This is a genomic window from Thermanaerosceptrum fracticalcis, assembly GCF_000746025.2.
Lineage (GTDB): Bacteria > Bacillota > Peptococcia > DRI-13 > DRI-13 > Thermanaerosceptrum > Thermanaerosceptrum fracticalcis.
The window spans coordinates 2576483-2594999 of the sequence record NZ_CP045798.1; the positions used below are offsets into that span (position 1 = coordinate 2576483).

General features: G+C 45.9%; 16 protein-coding genes and 1 tRNA gene. 6 read left to right on the forward strand and 11 right to left on the reverse strand.

The genetic code is table 11. From position 1 onward, the window contains the following. Positions 1-78: 78 nt before the first annotated feature. From BR63_RS13105 to BR63_RS13120, 4 genes are all read right to left on the reverse strand, one after another. Positions 79-1188 carry a YkvI family membrane protein gene (locus tag BR63_RS13105; protein WP_034422648.1) on the reverse strand — a complete coding sequence of 370 codons (1110 nt, stop codon included), beginning with the start codon at positions 1186-1188 and terminating at the stop codon, positions 79-81. Between the two features lie 97 nt (positions 1189-1285). After that, positions 1286-1361, reverse strand: a tRNA-Met gene (locus BR63_RS13110). Between the two features lie 63 nt (positions 1362-1424). Beyond that, positions 1425-2624, reverse strand: a complete 1200-nt coding sequence (locus tag BR63_RS13115) for an aminotransferase-like domain-containing protein (RefSeq protein ID WP_243269985.1) — start codon at positions 2622-2624, stop codon at positions 1425-1427. Between the two features lie 105 nt (positions 2625-2729). Then, a complete protein-coding gene (locus tag BR63_RS13120) occupies positions 2730-3062 on the reverse strand; it encodes a nitrous oxide-stimulated promoter family protein (RefSeq protein ID WP_034422646.1) in 333 nt (110 codons plus the stop codon). A gap of 209 nt (positions 3063-3271) precedes the next feature. On the opposite strand from BR63_RS13120, the gene BR63_RS13125 reads away from it, so the two are divergent. From BR63_RS13125 to BR63_RS13135, 3 genes are all read left to right on the forward strand, one after another. Next, on the forward strand, positions 3272-4444 hold the full coding sequence (locus BR63_RS13125) for an MFS transporter (protein WP_034422644.1): 1173 nt from the start codon (positions 3272-3274) through the stop codon (positions 4442-4444). A gap of 183 nt (positions 4445-4627) precedes the next feature. Next, complete coding sequence (locus BR63_RS13130; protein WP_034422643.1) at positions 4628-5284, forward strand: nitrite/sulfite reductase domain-containing protein; 657 nt, start codon at positions 4628-4630, stop codon at positions 5282-5284. Positions 5285-5405: 121 nt separating this feature from the next. Further along, positions 5406-5897: a hypothetical protein gene (locus tag BR63_RS13135; protein ID WP_034422641.1), complete on the forward strand. Its 492-nt coding sequence runs from the start codon at positions 5406-5408 to the stop codon at positions 5895-5897. A gap of 524 nt (positions 5898-6421) precedes the next feature. Here the strand turns inward: BR63_RS13135 and BR63_RS13145 are convergent. Both BR63_RS13145 and BR63_RS13150 read right to left on the reverse strand, forming a co-directional pair. Further along, positions 6422-8044, reverse strand: a complete 1623-nt coding sequence (locus tag BR63_RS13145) for a polysaccharide deacetylase family protein (protein WP_034422638.1) — start codon at positions 8042-8044, stop codon at positions 6422-6424. 203 nt (positions 8045-8247) lie between these two features. After that, entirely contained in the window at positions 8248-10257 is a 2010-nt protein-coding gene (locus BR63_RS13150) for an alpha-glucosidase (protein ID WP_034422637.1), read from the reverse strand. 177 nt (positions 10258-10434) lie between these two features. Between BR63_RS13150 and BR63_RS13155 the strand changes: the two genes are divergently transcribed. The 3 genes from BR63_RS13155 (at position 10435) to BR63_RS13165 (ending at position 12930) form a co-directional block, all read left to right on the forward strand. Continuing rightward, positions 10435-11400 carry an arsenic resistance protein gene (locus BR63_RS13155; RefSeq protein WP_243269986.1) on the forward strand — a complete coding sequence of 322 codons (966 nt, stop codon included), beginning with the start codon at positions 10435-10437 and terminating at the stop codon, positions 11398-11400. 116 nt (positions 11401-11516) lie between these two features. Beyond that, entirely contained in the window at positions 11517-11696 is a 180-nt protein-coding gene (locus tag BR63_RS13160) for an H-type small acid-soluble spore protein (RefSeq protein ID WP_034422636.1), read from the forward strand. Between the two features lie 226 nt (positions 11697-11922). After that, complete coding sequence (locus BR63_RS13165; protein WP_034422632.1) at positions 11923-12930, forward strand: AbrB family transcriptional regulator; 1008 nt, start codon at positions 11923-11925, stop codon at positions 12928-12930. Positions 12931-13061: 131 nt separating this feature from the next. Here the strand turns inward: BR63_RS13165 and BR63_RS13170 are convergent, their stop codons facing one another. The 5 genes from BR63_RS13170 to BR63_RS13190 form a co-directional block, all read right to left on the reverse strand. After that, the gene (locus BR63_RS13170; protein WP_034422630.1) at positions 13062-14282 is read right to left on the reverse strand and encodes an MFS transporter; all 1221 of its coding nucleotides are present in this window, start codon (positions 14280-14282) and stop codon (positions 13062-13064) included. A gap of 173 nt (positions 14283-14455) precedes the next feature. Further along, a complete protein-coding gene (locus BR63_RS13175) occupies positions 14456-15736 on the reverse strand; it encodes an FAD-dependent oxidoreductase (RefSeq protein ID WP_034422628.1) in 1281 nt (426 codons plus the stop codon). A gap of 3 nt (positions 15737-15739) precedes the next feature. Next, on the reverse strand, positions 15740-16723 hold the full coding sequence (locus BR63_RS13180) for a sulfide/dihydroorotate dehydrogenase-like FAD/NAD-binding protein (RefSeq protein ID WP_034422626.1): 984 nt from the start codon (positions 16721-16723) through the stop codon (positions 15740-15742). A gap of 155 nt (positions 16724-16878) precedes the next feature. Continuing rightward, complete coding sequence (gene ppaX / locus BR63_RS13185; RefSeq protein ID WP_034422625.1) at positions 16879-17538, reverse strand: pyrophosphatase PpaX; 660 nt, start codon at positions 17536-17538, stop codon at positions 16879-16881. Between the two features lie 76 nt (positions 17539-17614). Further along, on the reverse strand, positions 17615-18505 hold the full coding sequence (locus BR63_RS13190; RefSeq protein ID WP_051965794.1) for a dihydrodipicolinate synthase family protein: 891 nt from the start codon (positions 18503-18505) through the stop codon (positions 17615-17617). Between the last annotated feature and the right edge of the window lie 12 nt (positions 18506-18517).

The window sequence follows — 18517 nt, forward strand, 5'->3', positions numbered from 1 at the left end:
CTAAGGATATTTCTGCCTGTTTTCTATATTATATTATATACTTCTTGACAAATAGAGCTACGACATGAAGTCGTAGCTCTATTTGTTCTCTTCTTCCTTGCCTGGTTGTTCTTTTTGCGCCGGCTTTTTACGAAAAGCCGGCTGGGGCACAAGTCTTTCCCCCCATGTCCTGTAGAGAAGTCCCGCCAGCATGAGGAGCCCGGCATAACCTACGGCCGGATAAAGAACCCGTACCAGGTTAGTAAAGCCAAATTGGCTGGCCACAAAGGCCCCGATACTGGCGCCGACAGCGATATAGGGGATGCGGGGACTGTCAGGTTCGGCCAGGCGAACAACAAAGCCGTACAAACTGCCGACTGCCGTGGTATAGACCTCGGCAAAGAGAACGATGCTGTAGATGGTTTGCACCCACGGTGAAATTTGACCAGCAACATAAATCATGGGGATGGAAAACTTAGCAGATCCCGGCAGCGTAGCCAGTACTGCCAGAAGGATAGCCAAAGCTCCCACACCTAACCCCAGGCCGCCCAGCAAAGCACCCTGGCGCAATACACGCTTCTCTGCCGCTTTCCCCATGGGCGCCAGAATGGCCACAGCCATCACCAGGTTATAGGAGACATATACTATGGCTGCCAAAGGCCAGCGGGGGACAGCGGGAGTCCCAGCCGACGTAAGGGTAATATTATCAAATCCCGTTACGGCCAGGGTATAGAGGGAGATACCTAGCACAGCCGCCAGGAGAAGGGGTACCACAAAACTAATGGCAGTGATTACCCCGCTGATACCTGCTAAGACAGTGACCAACGTGGCCACTACCATGAGAGCGTTACCCCAAAGAGGGGAAAGACGGAACTGCTCGAAGAAGATGGAGCCGGCTCCTGCTACCATGGCCGTCAAGGCACCAAATAAGAAAAACGTAATCACGTAGTCAATGAGTGTACCCAGCCATTTTCCTCCTGCATAGTGAATGACCGGGACGTGGGAATCGGCTTCCAATTCATGACCAAGGCGCAAAATAATCTGGCCAAAATAGAAAAATAGTATTCCCGCCAAGAACAACCCGGCTATACCCCAGGGTCCGAAATAACCAAAAAACTGTAAAACTTCCTGACCCGAAGCAAAACCGGCCCCTACTACGGTACCGATATAAGTTGCCGCTACCTGAAAAGGTGAAATTTTAGTACTCATGTCCCACCTCCCGGATAATATCATACCCGACAACGGCGAGGATAATGCGGCAAATAAGATAAAAAACCGGCATGAAAAGCCGGTCTGAAGTATTCTTTGGTTGCGGGAGAAGGATTTGAACCTTCGACCTTCGGGTTATGAGCCCGACGAGCTGCCAGCTGCTCCATCCCGCGATAGATAATTTGTTTAATCGTATTTTAACACACATAATAATTTTCCGCAAGTTTTATGCCAATTTATTTTTTCTGTATGCAAGTCAAGTATTTTTTCATCACTTTGCCCAGCCTGCTGATGCCTGTTTCAATCTCCTCGGGGCTCGCATTAGAAAAGTTAAGACGAATAGTATTCTCCCCACCGCCTGCGGGGAAGAAACAGTCGCCTGGGATAAAGGCTACCTTTTCTTTTACGGCTTCCTGCAAAAGCTCTGTGGAAGAAACACCCTGGGGAAGTTCCGCCCAGATAAAGAGTCCGCCCTCAGGTTTAGTCCAGGTAACTTCCTCCGGGAAATATTTATCCAGTAACTCCAGCATTAAATCTCTTTTGCGGCCATATTTTTCTCTGACGCTTGCAATATGAGGCGTCAATAGGCCCTGCCGGCAAAACTCATAAATTATCATCTGGGACAAATTGCTGGTGTGTACGTCGGTGGTCTGTTTGCCTATTACCATTTTGCCAAGAATCTCTCTGGGCCCGATGGCAAAGCCAACCCGCAAGCCCGGAGAAATAATCTTGGAAAAAGACCCCAGATATACCACCCGGTTTTGCTGATCATAGGCTTTGATTGCCGGTAAAGGGTCCCCGCTGTAACGCAGGTCGCCATAAGGGTCATCTTCTACCAGGACTAATCCCAGTTCTTCCAACATGCCGGCGATTTCCCGGCGCCGCGCCAAGGACAAAGTTGTGCCGGTGGGGTTCTGGAAAGTGGGCACCAGATAGACCAGTTTATTCGTGCTCTTTTCCGCTGCAGCCCTTAAGGAAGCGGGAATTAACCCCTGTTCATCGGTATTCACTAGGTTGAATTTACCCTGATAAACATTAAAAATTTGGATCGCCGCCAGATAGGTAGGATTCTCCAGGAGTATACCATCTCCGGGGTTAATAAAGGTTTTACCTAAAAGATCAATCCCCTGTTGGGACCCGGAGATGATAAGAACATCGGCAGCCTCGGCCTCAATTCCTTTCTCCTTTACCCAGCCGGCTACAAACTGGCGTAAAGGCAGATATCCTTCACTGGTACCGTACTGTAGCACTTCATTTTTGTATTTGCCAATTATTTGAGCAGCAATTTCCTGCAGTTCTTCACCGGGAAAGGCATCAGGAGAAGGTAAGCCCCCGGCAAAAGAGATAACATCCGGCTGCTGGGTGAGTTTGAGAATTTCCCTGATGACATTTCCCGTAGCATTGGCCACTGCCCGGGAAAACATCTGCTGATACACTGACTATCACCTCGATTAAACGTATATTGCTTGCAATTATATCAAGATTATGCTTTGCTGACAACAAAAGTACGTACATACTTCCTTTCCTCTTTTACCGGGCAGTTACAGCTTACGCTTAAAATATTTCACCAGATAATCCAGGCGTCCTTGTTTAATATAGTATAATCCTGAATAACGCATGACCTGACGGATTTTTTCTTTAAACCTGGGGTGATAGCACTGGGTATCACAGTCCTTACAGGCCGGTTTGGGGTCCTTCGGGCATTTTTCTCTCCTCAGCACTGCATATTCGGCTAACTCACAGCACTCAGGACAAATATTTATCTCCTGTTCATCAAGCACAAATAACTTCTTATCCTCACCCTGGTGATGATGCCGGCAATAAGTACTAATAAATTCCAGTAAAATCCGCTTATCCTCACTTTTATTTGACATGACAGCACCCTCTATACAAGTTATATTTATGCTATGTTTCCCTATAACCTGGTAGTCATTCCCCTGCCCCTGTAATCCCCGGGATTACAGCTTCATTACAGAGACAGGTTATATTTTTAATAAATAAATTTTTCCGCCATTTCCTGTATTGTTGTTTTTTTGTTAAAATAGAGTATACAATTTTCTAGGATACGGTAAGGTGGTTTATCGTGAACTCTACAACAGGCAATAGAAAACATTTTATTTATACACTGGCGGCTACAACTCTCTTTATCAGTACTTATTACCTCTTGCTCCCTGTACTGCCCCTTTATATGCAAGGGATGGGAGGCTCTAAGTTTAAGATTGGCCTTATCATGGGCCTCTTTTCGGCCAGCTCCCTCTTTTTGCGTCCCCTGGCCGGACAGGCCTCGGACCTTAAGGGCCCTGTGAAGATCATGAAATGGACCATCCTTTTGTATTTTATCACCCCATTTTTCTATATGACTCATTCTTTTGTACTTGTGAGCATTGCTCAGCTTTTTTACGGGTTTACCATTGGCGCCTTTACCATTTCCTCTGCCACTGTTATTACAACTTCTGTCCCCCTGGAGAAAGTGGGACAGGCCATAGGGATTCACAGCATCGCCTTAATTTTAGCCAAGGGGCTGGCTCCTACCCTGGGGACACTGGTTCACACTGTCTGGGGCTTATACCCCCTCATTGCTATCACCGTATTATTTTCCTTTGCTGCTTTATTAGTTACCTGGCGTTTGCCTGAAATTAAACCGGCCTCTAAACCTGGCGACATTACCTTTCGCCAGGTCTTAACCTACCGCATGGTGTGGGTCTGTTCACTGGTTTTATTGTCCGTGACTTTGACCTTTGGGACTATCATGACGATGCTGCCGCTTTTGGCTTTGGAACGTAACATCTCCCAGTACAGCCTGTTTTTCACCGTTAATACCCTGGCCGTCGTAGCAACACGCCTCTTTACCGGAAGGCAGGACAGACTAACCCAGGAAGCATTGATTGCCGTTTCTCTCTTATTGATCTTTTTAGCCGTAATGCTGGTTTCAGGTTCTTATTCCCTAATTACGCTGATTATAGCAGCTATCATCTACGGTCTGGGGTACGGCGCTGTATATCCCGCCCTTAGTACCCTGGTGGTCTTACGGACCCCCAGCGAAATCAGGGGCTCGGCCTTTGGTTTGTTTACAGCGGCCTTTGATATTGGGGTGACCCTGGGTTCCGTATGGGGTGGTTTCAGTGAATACCTGGGCTTTAAAACCATTTATTTTCTGGCCAGTTTTTCACCCGTTATAGGACTCATTTGTTTCGTAGTCTTTTTACATGGGGAAAATGTCTGGAACAAAATCCTTATGCGTAATGCCGCCAAATGAAAATGCCGCTGCGCGGCCCGACAACCGCTTACCGACTTCCGACATTCGAAAAACCACTAATTACTAGTAACTGGTAACTGGATTTCTGCCAACTAACAACTAACAACTAACAACTAACAACTAACAACTAACAACTAACAACTAACAACTAACAACTAACAACTAAAATAGGAGGTTTTTTTCATGAGTGAACAACACCCCAGTGCTATCATTCAGAGGGATAACGAAACGTATGCCATCGTAACCCATACACCTATGGGTCTGGTAACAGCCGATTATTTGGAGCAAATAGCCGCTGTCGCCAGGAAATATCAGATACCTATCTTAAAGATTACCTCGGCGCAGCGCCTGGCTTTAGTAGGTATTAAGGAAAAAGACATAGAGAAAGTCGTTGCTGATTTGAACCTTAAAATAGGTAATGCCCTGGGCCTTTGTTACCACTTCATCCAGGCCTGTCCCGGCAACAGCGTATGCCGCTTCGGGGTTAACGACTCCCTGGAACTGGCGGCTGAACTTGACCGCCGCTTTGAAGGAAAGCCCTTCCCGGCCAAAGTGAAAATGGGCATCTCAGGCTGCCCCTTGTGTTGTGGAGAATCTATGGTCAGAGACTTTGGCGCCTTCGCCAAAAGGGATAAAGGCTGGACGGTGGTCTTTGGCGGCAATGCGGGACTCCGCCCGCGCACAGGGGATATTATCGCCGAAAATTTAAGTAAGGAAGAAGTCCTGCTTTTAGCAGAGAAATGTTTGGATTTTTACCGTAAGCACGCAAAAAACAGGGAACGTACTGCCCGCTTTCTTGAACGCATTGGCATTGAAGAATTTAAAAAAAATGTTTTGTAACCGGGTAATTAACTAGTTTTTTACATATATTTTTGCACACTTGATTGACAAAAGGTCACCTCCTCTGTATAATTACAGCTGACAAGACACGTGTAATGGCAGGGGAGGGGAGGTGAGTTTTATGCGCGCAAGAGAAATCGCCTGGGGCGGTTTATTAACCTCCTTAGCTTTAATCATTCCCCTTTCTTTTGGCGGAATTTTAGGTGTAGTGATCCCGCCTTTCAGCGCTACTATAGCCTCTCATGTCCCAGTCATGCTGTCCATGACCATCAGCCCCCAAGTAGCTTTTATGGTCGCTGCCGGTTCAGCTTTGGGGTTCTTGATTAAACTGGGCCCCGTCATCGGTGCCCGTGCAGCTATGCATATTATTTTTGCCGTACTGGGCGCTATCATGATAAAACGAGGGTTTAGTTTCCGTACTGCCCTGCTGGCCACACTACCTATACACGCTTTTTCCGAAGCTCTTATCGTACTCTTATTTGGTTTTACGCTCCATAAAGCAGGTGTTGTGGTTGGAGTGGGTACAGCCTTACACCATGGTGCAGACGGTCTTATCGCTTTGGCACTTTATTCTTCCGTAGCAGTACTGGCGCAAAAAATGGCTACCGAGTAGAGAAACACCGGTACACCCCTCGACTTCCGCTTCCCGACTTCCGATTTCTGAATATTATTTGAATATTTTTTTAATATATTCTTTACCAAATCTAAGTTACTAAGATGTTTATGTTTAGTAAATAAAACACCGGTCTATCCGGTGTTTTATTTTTTGGTAAATAATTACCATTTGGAGCAGGAGATTTACATATCGGGGAGAAGAATAAAAGAAAGAAGAGGTGCATTATGTGAGTAATAAGGCATTATTTTTTTGCATGCTTATTTATTTTCTGTTCTGGCGGAATTTTATCGATATCGTGAAAAAACTTATCCCTTTTATCCAAAACTATTCCCTTTTTTTCTTTTTGCTGGCGGTAGTCATCTATCTGCTTTATCGCTTGCGAAAAAACAAAAGTGATAGTCCTGGTACCTGAAAGCTGGCTTGTCCAGGCTTTTTTTAATATCTGCTAATCCAACTTCGCCCGTTATATCTCTACCGGCCTCTCTTTTTCTTTTATCCAGATAGAACCTTATATCACGGCATTATGTGGACCTGCCAGCTGTAACCCCCAGTTTTTTGCGCCTTTGAGCCTGAAAAAGCATCAAACCCCCAACCACCAGTGCACTGATGAAAGCGACACTGATATAGAAGGTAGTATTACCAGGCGCAAAATCCACGGTGGGAATTACCGGCAATAAGGCAGGTTTCTCAAAATCAAAAGCAACCTGGCCCTCTTTATTAATAACCCGGGTGTATTGGGTCTTAACCCAGTGGTCTCCTTTTTTTAAGTCAATAAAAGTATACCCTTGGGCTTTTAACCCGTGGACCAGCTGTCTTAAATATTTAAGATCGAGATAGGGATGAAAGAAGGCTCCGGCTACGCCATCTCTCACTCCCGTTATGCTGGCCGCTTTTTGGAGAAGAGGATAAACAGGGTCTTTGCTCTGCAGATTGATATAAGATAGATTCTCCGGAATTACGCTGCTCATATAGGGGTTTTCTCCAATGAGACAGGGAAAAGTTGTGGTGGAGAAGCCTCTATCACTGGTTTGAATACCAGCTACCAGTGTGGAGAAATTCTCCCGTAATACTTTATAACCTTCCTGTGACATGCCATAATGGGGTGGTTCAAAGCCCAGAGGAGTTATTCCGTTGGACAGGCACTCCAGCATGGCCAATTCCAGGCGATTCTTGACATAAAGGCTGTTATTGGTTAAAAGGGGTTTATCTCTCTCCTTATCCCAGAACTCGAACCCTATCCCCGTCTCCTCCTGATGGGTTTGATGGGTGTAACCATGGAGAATAACGGTGCCGCCTTTTTGGACCATATATTTAACGGCCTCCACAAATTCCGGCCGATCCCCCATAGTAACCTTCTGCCCTTTGCTGTTTACATAGACAGGAACCAAGGCCACCATGAAAGGAACCTTCTCCTCAGCAAGAAAATCGGCAATCTCTTTAAGTTTAATGCTGTCACGGAGGGGATGGACATCTTCAATACGAATAAAGGCCTGGGGTGCCTGGGAGTGATGAACTCCTAGAAAATCGTGAAGGAGATCGGCAGTAACAATCACATTGTTTTCCCGAAAATCAAGCTTGGCAATGTACCATAAATTTTTTAGCTGCAAAGCAAAAGGTATTTGCTGTTTGCCGTTGGACTGGTAGGCCAGTATTTGGGCATGGTTTTTTGGGGTTTTTAAAATGATGGTGTTTATTTTACGTTCATCTTTAAGGGTTTTGTTTTTATAAATGATCCGGTTATATTCACTGGAATTCCCTAAAGCAGTAAGGCCGCTGCCTGGATAAGTGGCCAAATACTGGTCAAAGTTTTCCCCGATCCAGAGAAAAGGGGTTGGGGAAGCATGGATATCATTGATGAGGTTCTGGGGTACCCTGGCCGTGAGTTCCATAGGTATATAAATCACCGCATCAAAATCATCCGCCATACCGCTTTCATACTGACGGCTTTTGATGATCGTAGTGTTTACCGGAAAATGATGGAGCAGAAGGTCAAAGGCCTTTACAATGTCCTCCTTGGAATTCCAATAAAACCTCTTTTCATAGATAAGAAGTACTTTTTTCAGGGGGCCGGAAACTTCCGCAGCTGCCGGTTTAATAGGAAAAAGCAGTGAAAAGAAAAGGAAAAAGATAATAAACTTTTTCAAAATAACCTAGCCCCCCTTTCGACTTAATTGGGGACATTCCAGTCCCCTTTCCGTATACATATCACCTATTCGACATCTTATTTATTTTCCCTATCATACAATATTTCTATTTGCAAAATTTCAGATTTCAAGAGAACAAACACAGCTGCGTACCGGAACAGCAAAACCCCAACTTAAAAGACCTCCCGGATGGGAGGTCTTCTTTATATTTCTTTAATTTCCTCAAACAGCCCACGATAGGGAGAGGACTTGCGATAGAAGACAGGAATAAAGCCTAAGGCCGCAGGCACTTCCCAGTACCCCTTACCGTATTCCTGACCGGTCCAGAGGTGCACCCATGTGTCTTGGGGCAGGTATACCCGCCAGCTTTCTTTGTTTTCTTCGATCACCGGGGCTACCAATAAATCACGGCCCAATAAATACTGATACTTAAGGGTAGAGAGTTCCTTATCGTCCTCATAATGGAGATAGGGATGACGCATGACCGGGATACCACGTAAAGCATTTTCCTTTACAGCCTCTTTAAGGTAGGGCTTTAGTTTAGTATATATTTTGCTCATGCGGGCAAAATGCAGCAAGGTTTCTTCGTCAGAGTCAAACTGCCAGCAGTCATCGGGTCTATTTCCCTCATGGGTACGCATAATAGGGGTAAAGGCCGCATGCTCAGCCCAGCGCATAAAGAGTTCCTTGGTCCGTTTCACACCAAAGAGAGAGGTATATCCTCCAATGTCGGAATGAGAGATACCAAATCCTGAATAGCCTAAGGAGAGGGCGGCAGGTATGACAGAAGGCAGCCCGTCATCAAGGCTCCAGTCTACCATTTGGTCGCCGGCCCACATCATGGTGGAGTAGCGGCTGGTGCCGGAATAACCGGAACGTGTGAAGAAGGCTACTTCTCCCAGTTTTCCGGCCTCTTCCACGGCCTCCCGGTTGGCTTTCGCCCACAGGGCAGGCCATCTGTTATGGAGTTCTTCAGCATCACCGGCAAAGAGCACGGCATCCGTAGGTAAATATTCGGCAAAATCGGCCATCCAGCCTGATAGACCAATGCCGATCATATTCTGTTTAATCACATTTTTGATCCACTCTACCGCTTCTGGATTGGTTAAATCTACGGTGCCAAAGGGGAAGGTAGTGGATACCACTAAGTAATCATCCCCTGCTTTATTCTTTACAAGATATCCTTTTTCCGAGGCTTCCTTAAAGAGATGCCCTTCCACCGCCAAATAAGGATTGATATAACCTAAGAATCTGACCCCTTTTTCGTTAAGCCGGCGGATGGTTTCCGGCAGGTCGGGATACATGTTTTGATCATACTGCCAGTTCCACATCAGCTGTTTACCGAAAGAGGTGATACGTTTTCCTTGCCAATCCTGGCACCAAAGGGCGGTGACTTTGAGGCCATATTCCTGGGCCTTTTTTAATTTAGCCAGCACAATCTCCGTACCACCCTGTAAACCAAGCCATACCCCGTCATAAGCCCAGTCAGGCAATTCCGGCTGCCTTCCCAGATATCCCGTGAGCTGTTCTAAAAGAGCCAGCATCGTTGGGGCCGTGCCTATCACTAATTTTGGGGGAATCCCCCAGATAGCCAGTTCATGATAGGAAGGGTTACGGAAGTCGAATTCCATATAGTGGGAGTCTTCTACATGGCAGAAATACCTGGCGGTGGAAACAAAAGTGGGCTGAGGAAAATAAGTAGTGTACCAGTCGCCGCCACCTTTGCCTGCCGTATCTGCCTGGAAGGTGGTATAGGTTTTTTTATTTCTTCCGGTACCTTGTTCCGAAACCCAGAGGGGAACTTTTTTGCCACGCAGGTTTAATTCAGAAAACTGCTCGCCGCAGCCATAGATATATTCATCATGAGCAGCAGTCATCCGAATCCAGAGGCGGTTTTGTTTAGTACTGCTTTCATCGGTAAACATTACTTCCAGGAAGTTTCCCTTAGCAATAAATTCTACAATTACGGCCCATAGCTTCTGGTTAGAAAAACGGATTATTACGCGTTCCTCTTTTTGTTCCAGAATTTCATATTCGGTAAGAGGAATCTTTTCCGACAGGTTTTCCTCGATGGTGAAATTACCACGGTCCATGCTGTATGTACCCTGGCCTCTCCCGATAGACAGGCAGGGATTGTTAATGCCGTGCTGCAATACCGTTAATTTACCAAAAGTAAGACATAATCCACTATTGGCTGTTTTTAAAGAGATCATATTCCCCCTCCTTAAGGATGCGCCTCGTCTGAAATATTGTAATATTGTATACTAACACACTAATCTTACCCTCTTCTGCTTATAATTTCAAGAGAGAAAAGCTTGCTATCCAGGAATTTTTATAGTATGCTAATTACAAAAACACATACCCCTAAGGGGTATTTTTTTGAGGTGATTATGATGTGGAAAAAAATCTTCTTATATCCGGCCCAAAACCTGGTTACGACTATCCCTATAGTCCTTGTTCTGGGATTCATAGTTGGCAACTTAGCAGATACCGGTTTCTTAAGCGAGTATATATTAGTCATGACCATCTTAATGATTTATCCGACAATGATCGGTATGCAACTGCGGGAAACTTTCTCCCGTGCACATGGTAAAGTTCTCCTTATTGCCCATATTTTAAATTTTATCATCATCCCCCTGCTGGCCTATAGTATAGGGTTAATCTTTCTGGGAGATAACCCCAGGTTTATAGCCGGTCTTGTACTGGCTTCTCTCCTTCCTACCAGCGGGATGACCATTTCCTGGACTGCTTTGTTTCAAGGGAATGTCTCCGCCGCCATTAAATTAACGGTAACAGGATTGATCTTGGGTTCTTTATTAACACCATGGTATCTCTTTATTTTAGTGGGCCAACTTGTACCCGTAGACCTCTGGGCAACTTTTAAAACCATAATTACCGTAGTGTTCCTCCCGCTTCTAGCGGGTAGCCTTACTTATCGCGGGTTATTAAAACGACTAAGCAAAGAAGACTTTCAGAAAAAAATAAAGCCGCTCCTGCCTGCCTTTAGCGTCTGGGCCATGCTGGCAATCATCTTCGTAAGTATCAGTATGAAAGCGAAAATTATGATTGCCCACCCCCAGCTCCTTCTAACTTCTCTTTTAGCCCTTCTTATTTTCTATCTTAGTAACTTCCTTATTAGCACCATCATTGCCCGCACTTTCTTTACGCCCAAAGATGGTGTTGCCCTTATCTATGGTACCGTAATGCGCAACCTCTCCCTGGCTCTGGGTTTGGCCGTCACCAATTTCGGTGCAGAATCGGCCCTTCTAGTCACCTTGGCCTTTATAATACAAGTACAGGGAGCGGCTTGGTTCGGAAGCTTATCTCGCCGCTATCAGTGGCTGGGGGCTTCATAAAGAACAAAAGACTCAATTCTGAATCCCGGTAATTTCATGGAAATAGAGGAGTGATTGTATAATTTGTACATTTTCATCTTAAAATAGGGGTAATAAACCTTAAAGGAGATGAAAGCATGGACTACGAGAGAGCCAAAGAGATCATGGAATCGCCTCATAATATAAGAGTTTTATACCAAGGGAAACCCGTCTGGTTAGAAAGCCTTAATCCCAATGATGAGAGTGTCCGCATCAGTTCGGTCACCTTGACAGATGGAGAAAAAACCGTTTCTGTACATGACCTGGTAGAAGGATAAAAGATGCGGCCGCGCCGCTGCGACATCCGACATAGCGAGACTTGTGCCTGTGGTGCTTCCTAATAATTGAGTGATACTTTCCTGAGCAATAAGATAACACCCTCGATCGAGGGTGTTATCTTATTACTAAACATCCTTTTATATAAATATTGTCTTCTAGAATAAGCAGAAAATGATATAATGTTTTTATCGGTTTTTTTAGCATATAGTGAAAGGATTGCTCCCCGTGGACCTACTGCTTTTCTTAATACTTATTGTTGTTGGTTACTACCTGGGGAAAAAACTGCATTTCCCCATGCCTTCTTTTCTGGGACCCCTGACCTTTTTGGCCATGCTAAACATGCTGGGACTAAAATTAAGTCTTTGGCCCTATTTGAAATCGGTTTTCTCTATCATTTTAGGGACCTTTCTCGGCCTGCGTTTTACGATCCAGGACAAGGAAATGGCGAAAATTGCCCTGCTCTTAAGCTTCTGGATGATTTTAACAGCCCTAGGGTTAAGTCAATTGTTAGTCCTTCAGGGAATTGACCCACCTACAGCCATGTTTGCCTCCTCCCCCGGCGGTTTGGCGGAAATGGGCGTTACGGCCATGTCTTTCGGCGCTAATCCCTTTCAGGTGACCCTGCTTCAGACAGCCCGGCTCCTCACCATCTTGTTTATGGTTCCCCTCATTGCCCAAAGGTACCAGGCATACAAGTGTGAAAACGACGAAAGCGAGACAGCACCGAAGAAAACGGACTGGGGAAACCCTGCGGAATGGGTCAAATTAAGCCTGGTCGCTTTTTCCGCTGCTATTATCTGTCACTACGCCGGAGTTCCTACCCCCGATCTTGTCGGGCCTTTGTTTGCCGTTTTTTTCTACACCCGCCTTTTCCCGGCGAGAGTTGAACCTGTTGAACACATCCAGCATTTTGGCATGATGGGTGTCGGCGGCATCATCGGCTTGGGAGTTACCAGGGAGACTCTGCTGCAGATCCCTGCTCTTTTATGGCCGGCCCTGGTTTTATCATCTTTAACCTTACTCTCCGGGATCGTGCTTGCTCTCGTGTTAAAGCATTATGCCAAATGGGATTTTGTTACCTGTCTTTTAGCCGCTGCGCCGGCAGGTACCCTACCCATGACGCTGTTAGCCTGTGAGATGGGGGCCGATGCACCTAAAGTGGCGGTGATGCAGATTATCAGATTGTTTACCGTTGTTGCTGTTTCCCCTTTTGTCTTTACACTATTCTTATGAACTTCTATTGGGGACATTCCTGTCCCCAGAGAAATACCAAGGCTTCAGCAGGTGTGTCCCCTTTCCTTACCGATGGGGACATTCCTGTCCCCAGAGAAATACCAAGGCTTCAGCAGGTGTGTCCCCTTTCCTTAATACTCCCCTTTGACAGTGAAGGCCAAAATCAGCGAGGCGGCAAAACAGGCTAAAATCATCACCAGGGCATAGAAATAAGAATGAAACACATCAAAAATAACCCCTGCCGCCAGGGTGCCTAACCCCGCGCCAACTCCCGTAAAGGAATTGGCAATACCGAAGATGAAAGAAAGGTCTTTATTGCCAAACATTTCCCCGATGAGGGCAGGAAAAAGGGGCACAAAACTGCCGTAACCAAAACCGATAATCACGCTGAAAATCATCAACTCTAAAGGAGTATTAACAAAAAACAAGATGACTCCGGCCAACACTTCTGTACTAAGGGCAATTCGCAGAGCCCTGCTGCAGCCAATATAATCCGAACAAAAGCCCATCACGATCCGGCCCAGGAAACTGCTCACAGCAATAAGCCCCAGGGCCATTGTACCCGTAGCATCGCTAAAACCAATATGGCGGGCTAAAGCAACGATGTGGGTGCTAACCGTATATACACCTGTTACCGCCAGGCCAAAGGACAGACTAATCAACCAGTAGCAGGGCTGCCGAAAAACATCCCTGTAGTGTGTTATACCATTTTCTTTTTCATTTTTAGCCTCCCCGTTATAACCATAAGGCTGTAAACCTGCCGCGGCAGGATCGCTTCTCATAACCAGAAAGGATGTAGGAACAACAGTGATTAAACCCAACAGCCCGGTGATTAAGAAAGCATATCGCCAGCCCGCCTGTTCAATAAGGACTTTTGTAAAGGGAGCCAAGAAAAATCCCCCTGCCCCGATAGCCGCCACCGTCAAGCCCATGGCCAATCCCACTTTTTTATCAAACCAGCGGCGTACAGTAGTGGCGGAAGGTACATAGATCCCGGCCTGGCCTATACCGAAAAAAAGGCCATAGGTGAGAAAAATCTGCCACAGGTATTGGGCGGCAGATGCCAGGGCATACCCGGCAAACCCAATCAGGGCGGCAATACTCATGGTAAGGTGGGGGCTGTATTTATCGGTCCACCTGCCAAAAGGAATAGACCCCAGGCCATGAACAATCATCATGACAGTAAAGACAGAGGAAATCTGTCCCCTGCTCCAGCCCAATTCTTCGCTAATAGGCAGCACAAAAACCCCAAAAGCATGCCTCGCTCCAAAAATCATGAAATTGGCAATGAAAGAGACTAGAACGATCCACCAGCCCCAGTGAATTCCGCTTTTTTTCACAAATGTATGCATTTCTTAACCTCAGTTTTTCCTATTATTCTAAAGATTTGTCTAAATACTACTGCTTCCTGAACATATTGTAACAGGAACAGACTTTTAATAACAGTAGTATTAAATATTTTAAAAATTTAAGTAAAAATTAAGAGTATCCTTATGTGAGGATACTCTTAATTTGATATGCTGGCTTATACTAATTCTTCCTTATAAATATCGGCCAGACCCAGGCGTTTAATTCTGGTTTGGACAGCTTCCACATTCGTAGTATAGAGCCCTTTTTCCTGCATGCGGGCAAAGTATTTGCCGCCGGCAAAGGTATAACGGTTCCTGCGGCCTTCCGTTGTTTCCAGCATTTCATTGGCATAGGCTATTAAATCGCCCACGGCCGTAGAATGGGGCAGTTCCAGTAAAGGCATTCCTAAATAGAGGCGTACACTGTTGTGTCCGGCCAGACTGCCTGTAGCAATGGCTTCCGTATGACCTACAAAGAGCCCTGCTTTTTCCCCTGCGCAGAGGAGATTTGCCAGCCCCTTCACCTTGAGGGCGTTGTTACGGGGAGCCATGGAAAGATAGCGGATAGAGTTGCCTTTCCCGCCCGAGTAGGGGTCGTCAAAGCGGGCAAATTCCAAACCGGGTATCCTTCTCAGTTTCACAATGGGATAGTAAGAGGTCATCAGCTTGGCATAACCGGTATCCAATAAGACAATATTCTCGGCGAATTCTTTGAGGGCGTACTGCTGGCACACCTTCATGTTCAATTTATCCATATTGACATCTTCCGGCGGCACGGGTAAGACGACTACACCGGTTTTATCCAGTGTTTCTATAATCTCTTTACTTAGAGATTCTTTTACCAGTTTGCAGGAACCGCTGTAGGCTCCGTAAGAAGCGTCCCCGCGCTCCCCCAGGCGGTCCTCAACTCCGGCCCGCTGGCTGATGCTGACCCGGGGTCCGAAAGAAGGACATCTTAAGATACACATGGAACAGCCGTTGCCGTAGCGCAGGCAGTTGCCCATGGGCCCTGTAGAACCTGTGGTTTCAATGAACACATCTCCGTCAATCCAGGTCTCGTCAGACAAAAGAACACTTTTTATCCTGTTCCCTTCGCATTTGACGTCAATGGCCCTTGCTTCAAACCTGATGTTAACCCCCATGTCCTTTAGTAAATTTCGTACCATTGGCTCAATTTTCGTAACATCGTAGAGGGTCGCGTGTTTATGACCGGGGAACTCAATATTCCTGTGTCTCGCCGCCTGATCAGTCAGGTCAATTAATTCTTCCGCCCCCATGGCCTTGATTTCTTCGGCTGCAGTAAATCTGCCGTTGTTGCGCATGATTCCTCCCACATTGCCTAGACCCAGGAGTAAATCAGTCCTTTCCAAGAGAGTTACCTCTGCCCCGGCCTTTCGTGCTGTTACAGCCGCTGCACAACCTGCCCAACCCCCACCGATGATGATTATTTTTGCCACTGGCTACTCCCTCCCTCCAAAGATCTCTACTGGACTTATCTGTGTTTTACATGTTTTTATCCTGCTGCCATCATTTAACCTGGTATGGCAGCTGCCGCACACACCTTCACCACAACAAAATTTGGCATCATTGGAGCAGGTGAAATAAACATCGCTCTTCAGCCCTGCCAGTAACTCACCAATACCTTCGTGCAGTTTATCCGACCCCCCGCTATAGATGAGATTAATTCCTTTTTCCACAATATACTGCCTGATTAGCTCCCGGGTTTCTTCGGGAAGAGTTAAGGTTTTACCGTTGAGGACGGGTTTATAAATAACCTGACAGCCCAGCTCCTTAAAATATTCCTCTGTAAAATTAATACCGGCCCGGCCCTTATCCAGAATAACATCTACACTGTTACCTGAAAGGATAAGTTTTCTGGCTACCGGAAGGGCGGGAGCCTGGGCGATTCCCCTGGTAACCAGCAATGCTTTTCCATGGGAGAGACCTTTTAAATATTTAAGTCCTAATAAACCATTCCAGTAGGGACCTCTAATGAGTATTTCCGTACCTAATTCCTGCAGACTCTTTGTTTTAACCCCCCTGATCTGGATGGCTATTTCAATAGTCCCTTCTTCTTCATTGGCCCGCATAACAGACATGGGTGTATCAAAGAAGGCAGGGTTTTTTACATCCCTCATGAAGACATAGGCGCCTGGCTGATTCAATTCCCGGGCTAAAGTCCTGCTTACCTGGATTTTTAAAAGCATGACCGCCTCCATAAGCACCTTTTTTTCAATAATGGTGGATAAGGATGTCCTGCGCCCTTCTTTCATCTGGTTACGATTCCAAACATATTCCTGGTAAATGCAGACACCTTTCCAACTGCGGCAGTCGCAAAAGACCTTTCCCTGCAACTGGGAACACATGATACACTCGCCTGTCTCAGCAAGGTAACAGGGACAATACTCGGATCCTGCATCAATACAGTTTAGAATTTGATGCATTTTTTTACACCCCCTTTTCCGCTATATTAAATTATTAACAAGCGCCAAAAAGGTTCCAAAGGGACAGCAAATTTTTCCGCGCCCCGTTTTTAATTTCCAAAATAGAAAAGAGTGCGGTTTTTACCGCACTCTTTTCTCCATCTTAGCCACAATTTTCAGTAGACTATTGTTTCATCTATTCCCCCTATATATTTTGGCAAATCTAATAATGTGGTCAACCAAAAGTCAGGTTTTTCTTTTTCCAGCTGCCCTCGCTCAAAAATACTATATTCAACAACACCGCAGCGGACACCTGCACCATGGGCCGAACGGACGTCATAGGGACTGTCTCCGACCATAAGTACTTGGGACGGGTTCAGGGCTAAATATTCAAGGGCCTTTTCGACAGGTGCCGGATCAGGCTTATGCTTAGCTGTATCTTCAAAACCCACTAAGACATCGATATGCTCCAGGAGATTTAACAGGGCTAGACCTTTTTGCGCTGTATCCCGCATTTTCGAAGTAACCACAGCAATTAGTAATCCCCTGGACTTCAATAGTTGTAAAGCTTCCCGAACCCCGGGGAAACTTTTGGTCAAAGTGTCGTGCCGGGCTAAGTTATACTCCCGGTAGCATTTCACCAGCTGTGGTAACTGTTCTACACTGCAATATCTGCCTAAAGTGATCATCAAGGGTTCACCAAAATACCCAATAATCTCCTCCCGGGAAACCTCCAGCCTCAGTTGACTTTTTAATGTATACCGATACGAACTTATGATCAACTCATTGGTATCTATCAAAGTTCCATCCAGATCAAACAAGATCCCTTTAACCATTTATTCCTCCTCTTCATCGAGAAGATTAATTACAAAACAAGATTAAAGACGCCTGAGGCGTCTTTAATCTTGTCTACTAACTGAGTATCATTTTAGCTTCGGCTAAGGCCTTTCTTATTCTTTCCACTTCGGCTTCAGGTAAAGGTAAGAAGGGTTTCTTGGGTACCCCCACATCGATGCCCACCATAGGCAGGGCCGCATGATAGAAGGGCACAGGGATACCTTCTCCTGTAACTGTCCGCAGCATGTTGGCCTTTTTCTGGAGCGCTACAGCCTTTGCAAAATTACCGGCTACGCACTCTTGATAAATCTCTTTAATAAAGCGGGGGAAAGCGTTAGACAGTCCGGAAACACAACCGTGGGCTCCACCTACAACGGCGGGAACCAGGTGGGTCTGGGAACCAATGAGGAACAGGAAGTCGGGCTTGGTTACTTTAGCCATATATTCATAGAACAAGGCAATATCAGCGCTGCTATCCTTAACACCCTGTAATCCTAAGTCGGCCAATTCAGCCAGTAAGTCACCGGAAATGGAGAAATTACTGTATTTGGGGTTATTGTAAGCTATGACGGGAATTTTTACGGCATTGATCAGAGCTTTGTAGTGTTCAACAATTACACTCTTAATGTGCTTATAGTAGAAAGGTGTAACGGCAGCTACAGCATCGACTCCGTGGGCTTCAGCATGCTTAGCCAGCTCAAGAGTGCTGGTGGTGTCAAGACAGCCTACATGTAGAATTACGGGAACTTTCCCTCTGGCTACTTCCATGGTAATTTCGGCTACTCTTTTTCTTTGCTCCATGGTCATAAGGGGACCGGAACCGTAAGAACCACAGACAAACAGGCCGTCAACCTCTTTAATTAGATACTCAATATAAGCACGTAATTTAGCTTCATCAACCTCACCTTCGGGGGTAAAGGGTGTGATCACCGCGGGATAAATACCTGAAAATTTTTTAACATCCATGATAAACTCCTC

Excerpts from the sequence above, each read along its gene's own strand:
- BR63_RS13135 (WP_034422641.1), top strand. The coding sequence starts at position 5,406 with ATGCGCGCAAGAGAAATCGCCTGGGGCGGTTTATTAACCTCCTTAGCT.
- BR63_RS13150 (WP_034422637.1), bottom strand. The coding sequence starts at position 10,257 with ATGATCTCTTTAAAAACAGCCAATAGTGGATTATGTCTTACTTTTGGT.
- BR63_RS13105 (WP_034422648.1), bottom strand. The coding sequence starts at position 1,188 with ATGAGTACTAAAATTTCACCTTTTCAGGTAGCGGCAACTTATATCGGT.
- BR63_RS13120 (WP_034422646.1), bottom strand. The coding sequence starts at position 3,062 with ATGTCAAATAAAAGTGAGGATAAGCGGATTTTACTGGAATTTATTAGT.
- BR63_RS13130 (WP_034422643.1), top strand. The coding sequence starts at position 4,628 with ATGAGTGAACAACACCCCAGTGCTATCATTCAGAGGGATAACGAAACG.
- BR63_RS13155 (WP_243269986.1), top strand. The coding sequence starts at position 10,435 with ATGATGTGGAAAAAAATCTTCTTATATCCGGCCCAAAACCTGGTTACG.
- ppaX (WP_034422625.1), bottom strand. The coding sequence starts at position 17,538 with ATGGTTAAAGGGATCTTGTTTGATCTGGATGGAACTTTGATAGATACC.
- BR63_RS13190 (WP_051965794.1), bottom strand. The coding sequence starts at position 18,505 with ATGGATGTTAAAAAATTTTCAGGTATTTATCCCGCGGTGATCACACCC.
- BR63_RS13160 (WP_034422636.1), top strand. The coding sequence starts at position 11,517 with ATGGACTACGAGAGAGCCAAAGAGATCATGGAATCGCCTCATAATATA.
- BR63_RS13170 (WP_034422630.1), bottom strand. The coding sequence starts at position 14,282 with ATGCATACATTTGTGAAAAAAAGCGGAATTCACTGGGGCTGGTGGATC.
- BR63_RS13180 (WP_034422626.1), bottom strand. The coding sequence starts at position 16,723 with ATGCATCAAATTCTAAACTGTATTGATGCAGGATCCGAGTATTGTCCC.